Below are 14,924 nucleotides of genomic sequence, written 5' to 3'. Positions count from 1 at the left end.
CCGCCTTGACATCAGGTCAATGGGCGCCGACATAGGCGAACTTGAAGAGGAACACGGCCGCGATGATCCACACCGAGACATGCACTTCCCGTGCCCGCCCGGTGAACAGCTTCAGGATCGCGTACGAGATGAAGCCGAAGGCCAGGCCCGTGGCGATCGAGTAGGTGAACGGCATCGCCAGCGCGGTGAGCGCGGCGGGAATCACCTCGGTCGTGTCTTCCCAGTTCAGCTCGGTCAGGTCGCGCAGCATCAGGCAGCCGACGAAGAACAGCGCGGGCGCGGTGGCGTAGGCCGGCACCGAGGCCGCCAGCGGCGAGATCATCAGGCAGGCCAGGAACAGCGCGGCCACCACCACCGCCGTGAGGCCGGTGCGTCCGCCCGCCTGCACGCCCGCCGCGCTTTCCACGTAGGCCGTGGTGCTCGACGTGCCGAGCAGCGAGCCCGCGAAGATCGCGCCGCTGTCGGCCAGCAGCGCCTTGTTCATGCGCTCCATCTTGCCCGGCACCAGCAGGCCGGCGCGCTTGGCCACGCCCATCAGCGTGCCGGTGGCGTCGAACATCTCGACCAGGAAGAACACCAGCACCACGTTCAGGATGCCGCCCTTGAGCGCGCCCATCACGTCCAGCTGCATGAAGGTGGGCGCCACCGACGGCGGCGCCGCGAACACGCCTTCGAACTTGTTGCCGCCCACGAAGAACGAGGCCACGGTCACGGCCAGGATGCCGATGAGGATGGCGCCGCGCACCTTCAGGCGGTCGAGGATCACGATCAGGAAGAAGCCGATGGTCGCCAGGATCACCGGGGCCGAATGCACGTCGCCCAGCGTCACGAAAGTGGCAGGCGACGCCGCCACCACGCCGGCGCTCTTCAGCGCCACCAGCGCCAGGAACATGCCGATGCCCACCGTGATCGCCGTTCGCAGCGAGTGCGGTATGCCGTCGATGATCAGCTTGCGCAGCCCCGTGACCGTGACCACCAGGAACAGGCAGCCCGAGATGAACACCGCGCCCAGCGCCACCTGCCACGTGTAGCCCATGCCCAGCACCACCACGTACGAGAAATAGGCGTTCAGGCCCATGCCCGGCGCCATGGCGATCGGGTAGTTGGCATACAGGCCCATGATCAGCGTGCCGAAGGCCGCGATGACGCAGGTGGCCACGAACACCGCGCCCTTGGGCATGCCCGCGTCGCCCAGGATGCTGGGGTTCACGAAGATGATGTAGGCCATGGTGAGGAAGGTGGTCAGGCCCGCCACCAGCTCGATGCGCACGGTGGTGTTGTGCTCGCTGAGCTTGAACACCCTCTCCAGCAGGCCCGAGCCGCTTGCGCTGCCCACAGCCGCACGCGGACGTGCGGACTCGACATGCCCCGGCGTGCGGGGCTCGGCGCCTTTCGGCGCCTGTTCAAACGTACTCATTTCGCTTGTCTCCAGCTGTTGTAGTGGCGGTTTCTTCATCGTTGCCCCGCTCACGACGCCGGCGCGAGCGGGATCTCTCAGGGATCGGAGGTTTCAGGCGCCGTGGGCGGTCGCGCCGCGGCGCCGCCGGGTATCGCGGAAACCGGAGGGCGCAGCGACGCCGCCACGTCCTTGATGCATTCGCGCAGCCAGCGCGCCGAGCTCGACGAATGCGTGCGTTCGTGCCAGAGCTGGTAGTACATGAGCCGCGGCAGCGCCACCGGGCAGTCGAGGATCTTCAGCGGCAGCCGCGCGGCGAAGCGCTCGCAGTACTGGCGCCCGGTGGTCAGCACCAGCAGGCTGGAGGCCACCATGTCGGGAATGAGGCCGAAGTGCGCGCAGCGCGCCGTGATGTTGCGCTGCCGCCCCAGCTCGTCGAGCATCTGGTCGATGATGCCGCGCCCGCCCGGGTGCATGGGCGTGGGCGCGATGTGCTCGGCCGCCAGCCAGGTCTCCAGGTCCCAGCCGCGGCGCACCGCCGGATGGTCCTTGTTCACCAGCGACACCACCTCGTCGCCGAACAGGCGCGCCATGTGCAGGTCTTCCGGCGGCTTGAGCCAGTTGCCGATCACCAGGTCGACCTGGCCGAGCGCCAGGTGGCCGTGGTAGTCGGAGTCGGGCGAGAGCGCGTGGATCTCGATCTGGCACAGCGGCGCGTCGCGCTTGACCTGCGCCACCAGCATCGGCAGGAACAGCGGGTCCATGTAGTCGCTGGCCGCGATGCGAAAGGTGGTGGCCGCCGATTGCGGATCGAAGCCGCGCGCATCGGAGAACAGCATCTCGGCCGCACGCAGGATGCTGGCGGCCGGCTCGATCATGCGCAGCCCCGCGTCGGTGGGCACCATGCCCGAGCCCGAGCGCACCAGCAGCGGGTCGCCCGACAGTTCGCGCAGCCGCTTCAGCGCGGCCGAGACCGCCGGCTGGTACATGCCCAGGCGAATGGCGGCGCGCGAGACGCTGCGGTCGGTCAGCACGGTGTGAAGCACCCGGATCAGATGCAGGTCGATCTTGTCGAAAAGCGCTTGGTCTCTCATGGCTGTTCACACCTTTCTTGTCTGTGCGAACAGTTATACAGCGCAGCATTTGGCGAACCGGGGGTTGGAAGTGAAGCTCGGACCGTGCGAGCACGGCCCGTTGTCATTCGACCGATGCTGCCTGCACCATCGTGATGGCGCGAAGGATCGACTCGCTCGTGGCCGGCGCCTTCAGCGGCGGATCGACCCGGTGCCCGCCCGCGGCCGACACGGCGTCGCGGATCGCGAAGAACACCGAGAACGGCAGGAGCAGCGGCGGTTCGCCCACGGCCTTGCTGCGATGGATGGAGTCCTCGAAGTTCTGGCCCTCGAACAGGCGCACGTTGAACACCGGCGGGCAGTCGTTGGCCGTCGGGATCTTGTAGGTGCTGGGCGCGTGCGTGGTGAGCTTGCCGCTTTGCGGATGCCACACCAGTTCCTCGGTGGTGAGCCAGCCCATGCCCTGGATGAAGGCGCCCTCGACCTGGCCGATGTCCACCGCCGGGTTCAGCGACTTGCCCGCGTCGTGCAGGATGTCGGCGCGCAGCAGCTTCCATTCGCCGGTGAGCGTGTCCACGATCACCTCGCTCACCGCCGCGCCGTAGGCGTAGTAGTAGAACGGACGGCCCTGCATCTTGTCCTTGTCCCAGCTCAGGCCGGGCGTGGCATAGAAGCCGTCGGACCACAGCTGCTTGCGGTCCAGGTAGGCCTCGCCCACCACGGTGCTGAAGGCCAGCGTGCGGCCGTTGACCTCGACCTTGTCGTTGGCGAAGCGCACGTCGCCGGCCTTGCCGCCGTGGCGCTCGGCCGCGCAATCGGCCAGGCGCTCGCGGATCTGGCGGGCCGCGTCCTGCGCGGCCTTGCCGTTCAGGTCGGCGCCGGTCGAGGCCGCCGTGGCCGAGGTGTTGGCCACCTTGGTGGTGTCGGTCGCGGTGACGCGCACGCGCTCGAAACTCACGCCCAGTTCGTGCGCCACCACCTGCGCCACCTTGGTGTTCAGGCCCTGGCCCATCTCGGTGCCGCCGTGGTTCACCAAAATCGAGCCGTCGGTGTACACATGGACCAGCGCGCCGGCCTGGTTGAAGTGCTTCACGTTGAACGAGATGCCGAACTTCAGCGGCGCCAGCGCCAGCCCGCGCTTGAGCACCGTGCTCTTCTTGTTGAAGGCCGCGATGTCTTCGCGCCGCGCGCGGTAGTCGCTGCTGGCTTCGAGCTCGGCCACGAGTTCGTGGACGATGTTGTCGGTCACGGTCTGGCGGTACGGCGTGACGTTGTTTTCCGTCTTGCCGTAGAAGTTGACGCGCCGCACGTCCAGCGGGTCGCGCTTCAGCTCGCGCGCCACCGAGTCCATGATGTTCTCGATGGCAATGGCACCCTGCGGGCCGCCGAAGCCGCGAAAGGCCGTGTTGCTCTGCGTGTTGGTCTTGCCCGAGAAGCCGTGCATGCTCACGTTGGGCAGCCAGTAGGCGTTGTCGAAGTGGCACAGCGCGCGCGTCATCACCGGACCCGACAGGTCGGCCGAGTGGCCGGCACGCGAGACCATGGTGATTTCCGCGCCCAGGATGCGGCCCTCGTCGTCGTAGCCCACCTCGTACTCGTACCAGAAGCAGTGGCGCCGGCCGGTGACCATGAAGTCGTCGTCGCGGTCCAGCCGCAGCTTCACCGGGCGCTGCAATTGCCGCGCCGCCACGGCGGCCACGCAGGCGAACAGCGCCGACTGCGACTCCTTGCCGCCGAAGCCGCCGCCCATGCGCCGGCATTCCACATGCACCTCGTTCGACTGCAGGTGCATGGCATGCGCCACCAGGTGCTGCATTTCGCTCGGGTGCTGCGTGGAGCAGTGAATGTGCAGCGCGCCGCCTTCCTTCGGAATGGCGTAGCTGATCTGCCCTTCCAGGTAGAACTGCTCCTGCCCGCCCACGTCGAGCGTGGACTTGTGGCGGTGCGGCGCCTGCGCGATGGCGGCGTGCACTGCCGCCTCGTCGCCCCCGTTGGCACCGCCACCGCTGCGCACGATGTGCATCGGCGGCACCACGTACTGGCCGCGCGCATGGGCGTCCTGCGGCGTGATGACGGGCGGCTGCGCCTCGATGGTCAGCGCGTCCTTCGCCTTGGCGGCGGCACGGCGCGCGGCGTCGCGGGTCTCGGCGATCACGGCGAACACCGGCTGGCCGAGGTAGCGGATCTCGCCGCCGTCGTTCACCGGCAGCAGGATGGGGTCGTCGTGAATGATCGAGCCGCAGTCGTTGGTGCCCGGGATGTCGTCGGCCGTGAGCACCGCGACCACGCCCGGCATCGCGCGAATGGCGTCCAGCGACAGCGCCGTGACGCGGCCGTTGGCGGCCGGCGACAGGCCCAGCGCGCAATGCAGCGTGCCGGCAAGCTCGGGAATGTCGTCGATGTAGGTGGCCTCGCCGGCCACGTGCAGGTGCGCCGACTCGTGCGGGCGGCTGATGCCCACGCGCATGCCGCGCTCGTGCGCCAGCGCTTCGGCGCCCACGTCGATGCGCGCGGCGGCGTTGGTCAGGTAGTCGGCAAAGGCCTCGGCGGGCTGCAGCAGGCGGGCGTCGATGGGTTTGTTCATGGTCAGACTCCTGCGGCCGTGGCCGGGGTCGTGGCGGAGGTGGCGTGGGGCATCACGCTCCAGACGCTGGTTTCTTCGAGCGACAGGGCGTCGTCGGCGCGGGTTTCGAGCCACAGCCGCTGGATGAGGTTCTGCGCCACCAGCAGCCGGTAGTCGGCCGAGGCGCGCATGTCCGACAGCGGCTTGAAGTCCTGCGCCAGCGCGAGCTTGGCGGTGGCCACGCTGGCCTGCGTCCAGGGCTTGCCGACGATGGCGGCCTCGGCGCTCGCGGCGCGCTTCACGGTGGCGGCCATGCCGCCGAAGGCCAGGCGCACGGCCTTCACCGTGTCCGAGCCGGCCTCGAACTCGATGGCGAAGCCCGCGCACAGCGCCGAGATGTCGCAGTCGAAGCGCTTGCTGATCTTGTAGGCGCGCACCTGGCGGCGCATGGCGGCATGCGGAACGGCCATGCCCTGCACGAACTCGCCCGGCTGCAGCTGGTTCTTCATGTAGTCGAGGTAGAACTCGGGCAGCGGCATGCGGCGCACCACGTCGCCGCGGCGCAGCTCGATCTGCGCGTCGAGCGACATCAGCACCGGCGGCGAATCGCCGATGGGCGAGCCGTTGGCCACGTTGCCGCCCATGGTGCCGGCGTGGCGGATCGGCGGCGAGGCGAAGCGCAGCCACACGTCCGACAGGCTGGGCACGCGCTCGACCAGTGCGGCGAAGGCCGATTCGAGCGAGGCGCCGGCGCCGATGTAGAGCTCATCGGCCCTGTCTTCAATGGTCTTCATCTCCGCCACGTCGCCCACGTAGATGATGTCGCCGAGGTCGCGGAACTGCTTGTTGACCCACAGGCCGACGTCGGTGGAGCCGGCCAGCAACTGGGCGCGCGGCTTCTGCTCGCGCAGCGCGGCGAGCTGGGCCAGGGTCCTGGGGGCGTGGAAATGGTCGATGCGCGCGCCGAGCGGGGCGGCGTAGTCCAGGCCGTCGTTCTGCAGCGCGGTGAGCGCCGCCACCACGGGCTGGGTGTCGAGCCGCACGGCGGGCAGGTCGAACATGCGCTGGCCGGCGTCGAGGATCGGCCGGTAGCCGGTGCAGCGGCACAGGTTGCCCGACAGGTCGTCGGCCAGCTGCTGGCGCGTGGGCTGCGTGCCTTCGGTCTGGTGGTGCTCGTAGGTGGACCACAGCGACATCACGAAGCCGGGGGTGCAGAAGCCGCACTGCGAGCCGTGGCAGTCGACCATGGCCTGCTGCACGGGGTGCAGCGTGTGCACGGCGTGGGGCTTCTTCTCTGCGGTCTTTTCGATTTTGCACTGGCCCTTGAGGTCTTCGACGGTGAAGAGCGCCTTGCCGTGCAGCGTGGGCAGGAACTGGATGCAGGCGTTCACGGTCTGCAAGTTCAGCCCGCCGACGGCGCCTGGCGCGTGCGGGTCGCTGGCCAGCTCGCCGATGACGACGGTGCAGGCGCCGCAGTCGCCTTCGTTGCAGCCTTCCTTGGTGCCGGTGCAGCGGGCGTCCTCGCGCAGCCAGTCGAGCACGGAACGGGTCGGGTGGACGCCGGTGACGTCGACGATCTTTCCGCGATGGAAAAAGCGGATGGGTTGGATCGGTTGGATCTGGCTGCGGTGGCTGCTGTCGGTGCTCATGCTTTTTGGGCTCGTGGGGGACCCGTTGTGGGTCAGTCATGGACGTTAGCGGCTTGTCCGGCGTCGCGCATACGGGGTCGCCCATAACGCGTATGTGGGGGTCGGTATGCCACGTACGGGGAAACCCTTGCGGGGATGCTGCAATTCTTGCGCCATGGCGCTCCATGGCCCGTGATGCCGGGCGCGGCAGGCCGTGCGGCGGAGCGTACCGCGCTACGCGCGGGGCCGGCTGGTCGACTCGCGCACCACCAGCGACACGTCGACCTCATGGTGCAGCGCGGCCGGCCGTCCCGCCAGCGACTTGACCAGGTACTCGCCGGCACGCGTCCAGACCTCGTCGGTCGGCACGTGCATGGTGGTGAGGCTGGGGCGCAGGTGGCGGCTCCATTCGAGGTCGTCGAAGCCCATCACCGACAGGTCGTTCGGCACGTTGAGCCCGCGGCGCTCGGCCTCCAGCAGCACGCCGTAGGCGATCACGTCGTTGCCGCAGACCACCGCGGTGGGCCACTGCTCGCGCGACGACGACAGCAGCGCACGCGCGCCCTGGCGCGCATCGTCGAGGTGGTAGGGCACCTCGATGTACCACTCGGGCCTGAGCGCGAGGCCGCTTTCCGCCAGCGCGCGCCGCACGCCCGACACGCGCGCGGTGGCACGGTCGTTGTTCGACGAGATCGCCGCCACCATGCCGATGCGCGTGTGGCCCAGCTCCATCAGGTAGCGGCAGGCGCGGTAGGCCGCGGCCTCGTTGTTGCCGCCGACCGAGGCGTAGGGCTTGTCGGGGTGGTACACGCCCACGTTCACGAACGGAATGCGCTGCGAGGCCAGCAGCCGGCGCAGCGCGTCGGTGTGGGTGTCGCCGCGAAGAATGAGCCCGTCGATGCCGCGGCTGGCCATGTTCTGCGCCTGGCGCGCCTCGGTCTCGGGGTCGTAGCCGCTGGTGGACAGCAGCAGCAGGTAGCCCTGCAGCGACAGGTAGCTCTGCAGCGCCTCGATGCCGCGCGCGAACATGGCGTTGTCCACCGTCGGAATGATCGCGCCGATGGTGCGCGTGCGGCGCGACGACAGCGCGCGCGCCGCGGCGTCGGGGATGTAGCCGAGCTCGGCAATGGCCGCGTCGATGCGCATGCGCAGCTCGGGACTCACCGACTCGGGGTTGTTGAGCGTGCGCGAAATCGAGGCCGTGGAAACGCCCACGTGCTTGGCGACGTCCCGGATTCCCACTGATTTCGGCTTCATGATGAAACAGTTTACAGGAAGCGATACGTAGCCGTTTACAGCCAATTTTGAGGGAAATCACCTATCAATTTCTCCTGTTAACCGCCTTTCTCCGCGTTGACATCGATGGGCCTCGTTCCGATAATTTTGTAAACGGTTACATGGCGATTCACGCGCTGTGATGACCTCGCCTTTGACACGTCACAGGAGACAAAGAAATGAGACAAGCCTTTCGCGCCACCGCATCCGTTCGCGCCGTCGCCCTGCTCGCCGCGGCTTCTTGCGCCGGCACCGCCTTCGCCCAGGAGTTCAACTGGAAGAAGCACCAGGGCAAGACCCTGACCTTCCTGGCCAACAACAACCCCGTGGCCAACGCGCTGCTCAAGTACAAGGGCGACTTCGAGCAGCAGACCGGCATGACGCTGAAGGTCGACTCCTACCAGGAGCAGCAGATGCGCCAGCGCCTGGTGACGGTGATGAACTCGCGCAGCGACGAGATCGACGTGTTCATGTCGCTGCCCTCGCGCGAGGGCATGCAGTTCGCCAAGGCCGGCTGGTACGCCGACCTCAACGACTTCGTGAAGGGCGCCAGCGCCAAGGACTACGACTTCGCCGACCTGAGCGCCGGCATGCTCAAGGACGCCACCTACGACAAGCAGCTCACCGGCATCCCGATGAACGTCGAGGGTCCGGTGCTGTATTACCGCAAGGACCTGTTCCAGAAGTGCGGCGTGTCGCTGCCCAAGAGCCTGCCCGAGCTGGAGGCCGTGTCGGCCAAGCTCAAGAGCTGCGAGCCCGGCGTCACGCCCTTCGTGTCGCGCGGCCTGAAGCCCGCCCTGCCCTTCACGTACAGCGTGTTCCTGCACAACATGGGCGGCCAGTACATGAAGGACGGCAAGTCGCAGCTGTGCAGCAAGGAAGGCCAGGCCTCGCTGGCGCTGTACGCCAAGCTGCTGAAGGACTACGGCCCGCCCGGCGTCGTGAACTACAGCTTCTATCAGATCTCCTCGCTCTACAAGGAGGGCAAGGCGGCCATGGCCTTCGAGTCTTCCAACGAGCTGCGCAACGTGATGGACGGCGGCGCCCGCCTGAAGGACACCGCCGTCGCCGTGCTGCCGGCCGGCCCCGGCGGCTCGCACCCGACCGTGATCGGCTGGACCATGTCGGTGTCGGCGCACAGCAAGAACAAGGAAGCCGCCTGGTACTTCGTGCAGTGGGCCACCAGTCCCGCCGTGCAGGCCAGGCTGGCGCTCGACGGCGTGGCGCCGCCGCGCGCGGCCGTGGCCAAGGCGCCCGGCTACAAGGCCTGGACCGACGAGCAGCCGGTGCGCGCCGAATGGGTCGCAGCCGTCAACGAGCTGAGCCGCACCGGCACCTCGGAGGTGGGCTACCCCATCGTGGCCAACCCGGCTTCGCGCGACTTCATCGGCCAGGCCGCCACCGAACTGCTGCTGGGCCAGAAGGCCCCGGCGCAGGCCTGCGCCGACGCCGACAAGCAGCTCGACGCGCTCATCGCCAAAGACTGACCCGATGGCCGTGTTCGACTTTTCCGCAGGCCACCGAGTGCTGGTGGTCGGGGGCGCCGGAGACATCGGTGCCGCCATCTCGCGCGCGTTCCTGGAGATGGGCTGCAGCGTCGTCGCCACCGGCGTGGACGAGGCCGCGCTCGCGGCCAGTTCGCTGGCGCCTGTGCAAGAGATTTCGCCGGAGCTTTCGCTGCGCACGCTCGACGTGACGAGCGACGCGCAGGTCGCCGGTTTCGTCGGCGGGCTCGACCGGCTCGACACGCTGGTCAACTGCGCCGGCATCCTCGCGCGCTTCAAGGAGTTCGAGATCAAGACCTTCCAGCGCGTGCTCGACGTCAACCTCACCGGCACCTTCCGCCTGTGCAACGCGAGCCTGCCGCTGCTGGAAAAGAGCAAGGGAAGCATCGTCAACGTGGCGTCGATGAACGCCTTCGTCGCGTTGCCCTTCATCCCGGCGTACTGCGCGAGCAAGGGCGGCGTGGTGATGCTCACCAAGTCGCTCTCGCTGGCCTGGGCCGAGCGCGGCGTGCGCGTGAACGCCATCGCGCCGGGCTATGTGGAGACCGCCATCAACGCGGCCGGCCGGCAGGACCAGGCGCACTACGAGCGCATCCGCTCGCGCATTCCGCTGGGCCAGTGGGCGCAGCCCGGCGACATCGCGGGCAGCGCCGTTTTCCTGGCCTCGCCCGCGGCGCACTACGTGACCGGCACCGTGCTCGCGGTGGACGGCGGCTTCCTCGCGGGCTGAAGGCAAAGGACGACGCATGAGCCAATCCAGCCCACCGAGCCAATCCATCGGCACGCGCGGCCAGCTCGCGTTCCTCTCGCTGCCGGCCGTGATCTTCACGACCGCGATGATCGCCTTCCCCTTCGCCTACACCGTGTGGTTCAGCCTGCACGAGTACAGCTTCGGCGGCAAGCCCAAGCTCAACTTCGGCATGAACTACGTCGAGATGGCGGCCGACGGCGAGTTCTGGAACGGCCTGAAGATCACGCTGGTGCTGTACGTGCTCTCGCTGGTGCTGCAGCTGGTGCTGGGCACCTGGGTGGCGCTGCTGCTGCACGGCTCGAAGAAGCTGTCGGGCATCGTGCGCACGCTCATGATCTCGCCCTTCGTGCTGCCGCCGGTGGTGGTCGGCATGATGTGGCTGGTGGTGCTCGACCCGTCCATCGGCGCCGCCAACTACCTGCTGCAGGCCGTGGGGCTGCCGCGCTCCGACTGGCTGGCCTCGCCCGTGTGGGTGATTCCCACGGTCGCGATGATCGACACCTGGCAGTGGACGCCCTACGTCGCGCTGATCGTGCTGGGCGGCCTGCAGTCGCTACCGCCCAACGTGTACGAGGCCGCGCAGATCGACGGCGCCTCGCGCTGGAAGACCTTCTGGCGCATCACGCTGCCGCTGCTCATGCCCACGCTGGTCACGGCGGCCATCCTGCGCAGCGTCGACCTGCTGCGCTTCTTCGACATCATCTACATCACCACCCAGGGCGGGCCGGGCAACGCGTCGAACACGCTGAACATCTACGGCTTTCGCAAGGGCTTCGAGCTGTTCGAGATCGGCTACTCGAGCGCGCTGATGATCACGCTGTCGGCCATCGTGCTCGGCGCGGTGATGGTGCTCACCCAGGCGCGCAAGCGCGTGGCGTGGTGAAACGGGAGACACCGTGAACGACAAGCTCGTGCAACGCCTCAACCTGCTGCAGATCGCCTTCGTGGCGCTGCTGATCCTGCTGCCCATCGCGTGGATGGCGCTGTCGTCCTTCAAGCCCTCGGCCGAAGTGACGGCCTACCCGCCCAAGCTGATGTTCTCGCCCACGCTGGAGAACTACCGCACGCTCTTCGACAGCACGCCGTTCCTGCACTACACCTGGAACAGCACGGTCATCACCGTGGGCTCGACCGCCATCGGCCTGCTGCTGGGCATTCCGGCGGCGTTCGCGGTCTCGTGGACGCGCATCACCTGGCCGGCCACAGTCACGCTGCTGGCGCGCATGGCGCCGGGCACGCTGTTCCTGCTGCCGTGGTACGTGATGTTCCGCGAGGCCGGAATGATCGGCAGCTACTGGGCGCTCATCCTCACGCACGCGGCCATCACCATGCCGATCGTCATCTGGGTGCTGCTGCCCTTCTTCGACAACATTCCGCGCAGCGTGCTCGAAAGCGCGCAGGTCGACGGCTGCAGCGTGCCGCGCATCCTGTGGCGCATTGCACTGCCGCTGGTCATGCCGGGCGTGGTGGTGTCGTCGATCCTGTCGTTCGTGTTCTCCTGGAACTACTTCCTGTTCGCGCTCGTGCTGTCGAACGGCGACACCAAGACGCTCATTGCGGCGTCGTTCAACTTCATCGGCGAAGGCGCGTCGAACTGGGGCGCCCTCATGGCGGCGGCCACCCTCATCGCGCTGCCGCCGCTGGCCCTCGCATTCATCGTCCAGCGCAGGCTCGTGTCGGGCCTGGCCATGGGCGCCGTCAAAGGTTAGGAGACTCCTCATGCAAGCTGCCATTTTTCACGGCGACAAGAACATCACCATCGGCGAGGCGCCCATGCCGGTTGCCGGCGCGGGCGAGGTGCTGCTGCGCGTGCGCCGCACCGCGCTGTGCGGCTCGGACACCAAGCTCTGGTTCAACGGCGCCAGCTTCACGCCTGGGCACGAGATCTTCGGCGTGGTGCAGCAGCCCGGCCATGCGCTGGACGGCAAGCGCTGCCTGGTCTACATCCCGGTGCACTGCGGCCATTGCGACTCTTGCCGCGCGGGCGACACGCAGATGTGCCTCAACGAGTCGGTGCTGGTCGGCTGGAACCGCCCCGGCGGCTACGCCGAGTACCTGACCGTGCCCGAGCAGTGCCTGCTGCCCGTGCCCGACGACATCGAGGACGAGCTCGCCCCGCTGCTGCTGGACACCATCGGCACCGCGGCGCACGGCATCCGCTTCGTCAAGCCGCTGGTGCCGCCCGAGACCACCGGCCCGGTGCTGGTGACGGGCGCGGGCCCGGTGGGCATCGGCGCGCTCATCGCGCTGCAGAACATCGGCTACACCGACGTGTACGTGTCCGACCTGAAGGAAGAGCGGCTGCAGCTGGCCGAGTCGTTCGGCGCCAAACGCCATCCGGTGGGCGACGCCAGCAAGCGCTTCAAGCTGATCGTGGAGTGCAGCGGCGCGCACGCCGCGCGCAGCCTGGGCATGGAGATCGTGCTGCCGCGCGGCGTGCTCATTCTCATCGGCGAGAGCGACCAGCCCTGGCCGGTGCAGGAGAACAAGGCCATCCGCCGCAAGGACTTCTACATGGTGCGCACCTTCTACTTCCCCAAGAGCGACTTCGCGCTCAACGTGGAGCTGCTGCGCGGCGAGAAGGCGCGCTACCGCAAGCTGGTGGACGCGCAGTTCGGCATCGAGCAACTGCCCGAGATGTTCGGGCGCTTCGTGGCGGGCGAGCTGGTGAAGCCGCTGCTGGCTTTCGCCTGAGGACGCACAGGCATGGCGTCCATCCGACTGAACGGACTGGTCAAGCGCTTCGGCGACGTGGCCGTGATTCCCTCGCTCGACCTGGAGATCCGCGACGAGGAGTTCGTGGTCTTCGTCGGCCCCTCGGGCTGCGGCAAGTCGACCTTGCTGCGCATCATCGCGGGCCTGGAGCCCATCGACAGCGGCGACCTCTTCATCGGCGACACGCGCGTGAACGACGTGGCACCGGCGCAGCGCGACATCGCCATGGTGTTCCAGGACTACGCGCTCTACCCGCACATGACGGTGCGCGACAACATGGGCTTCGGCCTGGAGATGCGCAACACGCCGAAGGACGAGATCGCGCGCCGCGTCGACCGCGCCGCCGGCATGCTGCGCATCGAGCCCTACCTCGAGCGCAAGCCCAAGGCGCTGTCGGGCGGCCAGCGCCAGCGCGTGGCCATGGGCCGCGCGATGGTGCGCAACCCGAAGGTGTTCCTGTTCGACGAGCCGCTGTCCAACCTCGACGCCAAGCTGCGCGGCGAGGTGCGCACCGAAATCAAGGCGCTCTCGCAGCAGCTGAAGACCACCATGATCTTCGTGACCCACGACCAGGTCGAGGCCATGACCATGGCCGACCGCATCGTGGTGCTGAAGGCCGGCGTGGTGCAGCAGTTCGGCACGCCCGAGGAGGTCTACAAGTCGCCCGCCAACCAGTTCGTGGCCGGCTTCATCGGCTCGCCGACCATGAACTTCTTCGACGTGCAGGCCGAAGCCGGCAACGTGCGCATGGACGACGGCACGCTGTTCGCCATGCCCGCGCGCTGCGCGGGCGTGACCGGGCCCGCGGTGCTGGGCGTGCGGCCCGAGCACATGCGGGTGCTGCCGGCCGATGCGCCCGGCCTGCGCGTGCAGGTGAGCGTGGTCGAGCCGCTGGGCTCGGACACGCTGGTGTACTTCGATCGCGGCGGCAAGCGCCATGTGTCGCGCGTGGCGCCCGAGCTGCAGGTGCGGCCGAAAGACACGATCACGCTGGCCTTCGACATGGACAAGAGCCACCTGTTCGGCACGACCGACGGTGCCGTGCTGCGATGCTGAAATGACGCCCTCGCACCCTCCGCCCCACCCGCGACACCCGCAACGCCCGGCCCCGCGCGTCGTCTGCCTCGGCCTGTCCGCCCTCGACATCACCTGGCAGGTCGACACCCTCCCCCAAGGCGGCGGCAAGACCCGCGCTGGCGACGTGCGCGAAGGCGGCGGCGGCATGGCGGCCAATGCGGCCGCGGCCGCCGCGAAGCTCGGCGCGGCGGTGCAGTTCTGGGGCCGCGCCGGCGAAGACCGCGCCGGGCACGAGATGAAGGCGCAGCTCGCCGCGCTCGGCGTCGACGTTGTGCACTTCCGCCTCTTCGAAGGGGCGCGCTCGTCGCTCTCGGGCATCGTGGTCGACACGCGCGGCGAACGCATGATCGTCAACTTCCGCGGCGCCGGCCTGCCCGCCGAACCCGCATGGCTGCCCCTGCCCACGCTGGCCGAAGCCGACGCCGTGCTGGCCGACCCGCGCTGGCCCGAAGGCGCGCTGGCGCTGTTCGGCGCGGCGCGCGAGCGCGGCCTGCCCACCGTGCTCGACGGCGACGTGGCCGATGCCGCCGTGTTCGACATGCTGCTGCCGCACACCGACCACGCCGTGTTCTCCGAACCTGGCCTTGCCGGCTACGCCACCGGCACGCGCTCGGTCGACGCGCAGTTGAACTTCGCGCTGTCGCGCGGCTGCCGCCTGGCAGCGGTCACGCTCGGCGAACACGGCCTGCGCTGGGCCGACGCCGACGGGCTGCACGCGCTGCCCGCCTTCGAGGTGACGGCCGTCGACACCACCGGCGCCGGCGACGTGTTCCACGGCGCGTTCGCCTTCGCGCTGGGCGCCGGCTGGCCCGTGCGCCGCGCCTTCCAGTTTTCCGCCGCGGTGGCGGCCCTGAAGTGCACACGACCCGGCGGACGCGCCGGCGTGCCCGACTTCGCCACCGCGATGTCCCTCGTCGATTCCATCAAGGAGTGATTCCTCT

The 14,924-nt window shown here is 68.5% G+C and carries 12 protein-coding genes; 7 read left to right on the top strand and 5 right to left on the bottom strand.

The window, feature by feature from the left end; genetic code table 11:
* Window positions 1-16: 16 nt before the first annotated feature.
* From BM013_RS19815 to BM013_RS19795, 5 genes are all read right to left on the bottom strand, one after another.
* Entirely contained in the window at window positions 17-1,417 is a 1,401-nt protein-coding gene (locus tag BM013_RS19815; RefSeq protein ID WP_093129356.1) for an NCS2 family permease, read from the bottom strand.
* Window positions 1,418-1,494: 77 nt separating this feature from the next.
* Window positions 1,495-2,490, bottom strand: coding sequence for a LysR family transcriptional regulator (locus BM013_RS19810; RefSeq protein WP_093129355.1), 996 nt, complete (start codon window positions 2,488-2,490; stop codon window positions 1,495-1,497).
* Window positions 2,491-2,593: 103 nt separating this feature from the next.
* Window positions 2,594-5,053, bottom strand: a complete 2,460-nt coding sequence (gene xdhB / locus BM013_RS19805; RefSeq protein WP_093129354.1) for a xanthine dehydrogenase molybdopterin binding subunit — start codon at window positions 5,051-5,053, stop codon at window positions 2,594-2,596.
* A 2-nt stretch (window positions 5,054-5,055) separates the two neighbouring features.
* On the bottom strand, window positions 5,056-6,681 hold the full coding sequence (xdhA, locus tag BM013_RS19800) for a xanthine dehydrogenase small subunit (protein ID WP_093129353.1): 1,626 nt from the start codon (window positions 6,679-6,681) through the stop codon (window positions 5,056-5,058).
* A gap of 213 nt (window positions 6,682-6,894) precedes the next feature.
* Window positions 6,895-7,917: a LacI family DNA-binding transcriptional regulator gene (locus BM013_RS19795; RefSeq protein WP_093129352.1), complete on the bottom strand. Its 1,023-nt coding sequence runs from the start codon at window positions 7,915-7,917 to the stop codon at window positions 6,895-6,897.
* A gap of 197 nt (window positions 7,918-8,114) precedes the next feature.
* On the opposite strand from BM013_RS19795, the gene BM013_RS19790 reads away from it, so the two are divergent.
* From BM013_RS19790 to BM013_RS19760, 7 genes are read left to right on the top strand one after another with little or no spacing between them, the layout of a single operon-like run.
* The gene (locus BM013_RS19790) at window positions 8,115-9,422 is read left to right on the top strand and encodes an ABC transporter substrate-binding protein (protein WP_093129351.1); all 1,308 of its coding nucleotides are present in this window, start codon (window positions 8,115-8,117) and stop codon (window positions 9,420-9,422) included.
* Window positions 9,423-9,426: 4 nt separating this feature from the next.
* Window positions 9,427-10,170: an SDR family NAD(P)-dependent oxidoreductase gene (locus tag BM013_RS19785; RefSeq protein ID WP_093129350.1), complete on the top strand. Its 744-nt coding sequence runs from the start codon at window positions 9,427-9,429 to the stop codon at window positions 10,168-10,170.
* A gap of 16 nt (window positions 10,171-10,186) precedes the next feature.
* Complete coding sequence (locus tag BM013_RS19780; protein ID WP_093129349.1) at window positions 10,187-11,074, top strand: carbohydrate ABC transporter permease; 888 nt, start codon at window positions 10,187-10,189, stop codon at window positions 11,072-11,074.
* A 13-nt stretch (window positions 11,075-11,087) separates the two neighbouring features.
* A complete protein-coding gene (locus tag BM013_RS19775) occupies window positions 11,088-11,900 on the top strand; it encodes a carbohydrate ABC transporter permease (RefSeq protein WP_093129348.1) in 813 nt (270 codons plus the stop codon).
* Window positions 11,901-11,910: 10 nt separating this feature from the next.
* A complete protein-coding gene (locus tag BM013_RS19770) occupies window positions 11,911-12,885 on the top strand; it encodes an alcohol dehydrogenase catalytic domain-containing protein (RefSeq protein WP_093129347.1) in 975 nt (324 codons plus the stop codon).
* A 12-nt stretch (window positions 12,886-12,897) separates the two neighbouring features.
* Entirely contained in the window at window positions 12,898-13,962 is a 1,065-nt protein-coding gene (locus BM013_RS19765) for an ABC transporter ATP-binding protein (protein ID WP_093129346.1), read from the top strand.
* A 1-nt stretch (window position 13,963) separates the two neighbouring features.
* Window positions 13,964-14,917 (top strand): PfkB family carbohydrate kinase, encoded by a 954-nt coding sequence (locus tag BM013_RS19760; protein ID WP_093129345.1) that lies wholly within the window; start codon window positions 13,964-13,966, stop codon window positions 14,915-14,917.
* The last annotated feature ends 7 nt before the right edge of the window (window positions 14,918-14,924 follow it).

This window comes from Variovorax sp. OK605, from assembly GCF_900115445.1.
GTDB lineage: Bacteria > Pseudomonadota > Gammaproteobacteria > Burkholderiales > Burkholderiaceae_C > Variovorax.
Note: the sequence above shows the minus strand (reverse complement) of the source record. Positions and strands in the feature narration are given on the sequence as shown.

Bases quoted from the DNA above. Each gene is read 5' to 3' on its own strand.
- xdhB (WP_093129354.1), bottom strand. From the start codon at position 5,053: ATGAACAAACCCATCGACGCCCGCCTGCTGCAGCCCGCCGAGGCCTTT.
- BM013_RS19770 (WP_093129347.1), top strand. From the start codon at position 11,911: ATGCAAGCTGCCATTTTTCACGGCGACAAGAACATCACCATCGGCGAG.
- BM013_RS19780 (WP_093129349.1), top strand. From the start codon at position 10,187: ATGAGCCAATCCAGCCCACCGAGCCAATCCATCGGCACGCGCGGCCAG.
- BM013_RS19795 (WP_093129352.1), bottom strand. From the start codon at position 7,917: ATGAAGCCGAAATCAGTGGGAATCCGGGACGTCGCCAAGCACGTGGGC.
- BM013_RS19760 (WP_093129345.1), top strand. From the start codon at position 13,964: ATGACGCCCTCGCACCCTCCGCCCCACCCGCGACACCCGCAACGCCCG.
- BM013_RS19810 (WP_093129355.1), bottom strand. From the start codon at position 2,490: ATGAGAGACCAAGCGCTTTTCGACAAGATCGACCTGCATCTGATCCGG.
- BM013_RS19790 (WP_093129351.1), top strand. From the start codon at position 8,115: ATGAGACAAGCCTTTCGCGCCACCGCATCCGTTCGCGCCGTCGCCCTG.
- BM013_RS19765 (WP_093129346.1), top strand. From the start codon at position 12,898: ATGGCGTCCATCCGACTGAACGGACTGGTCAAGCGCTTCGGCGACGTG.
- BM013_RS19815 (WP_093129356.1), bottom strand. From the start codon at position 1,417: ATGAGTACGTTTGAACAGGCGCCGAAAGGCGCCGAGCCCCGCACGCCG.
- BM013_RS19785 (WP_093129350.1), top strand. From the start codon at position 9,427: ATGGCCGTGTTCGACTTTTCCGCAGGCCACCGAGTGCTGGTGGTCGGG.
- xdhA (WP_093129353.1), bottom strand. From the start codon at position 6,681: ATGAGCACCGACAGCAGCCACCGCAGCCAGATCCAACCGATCCAACCC.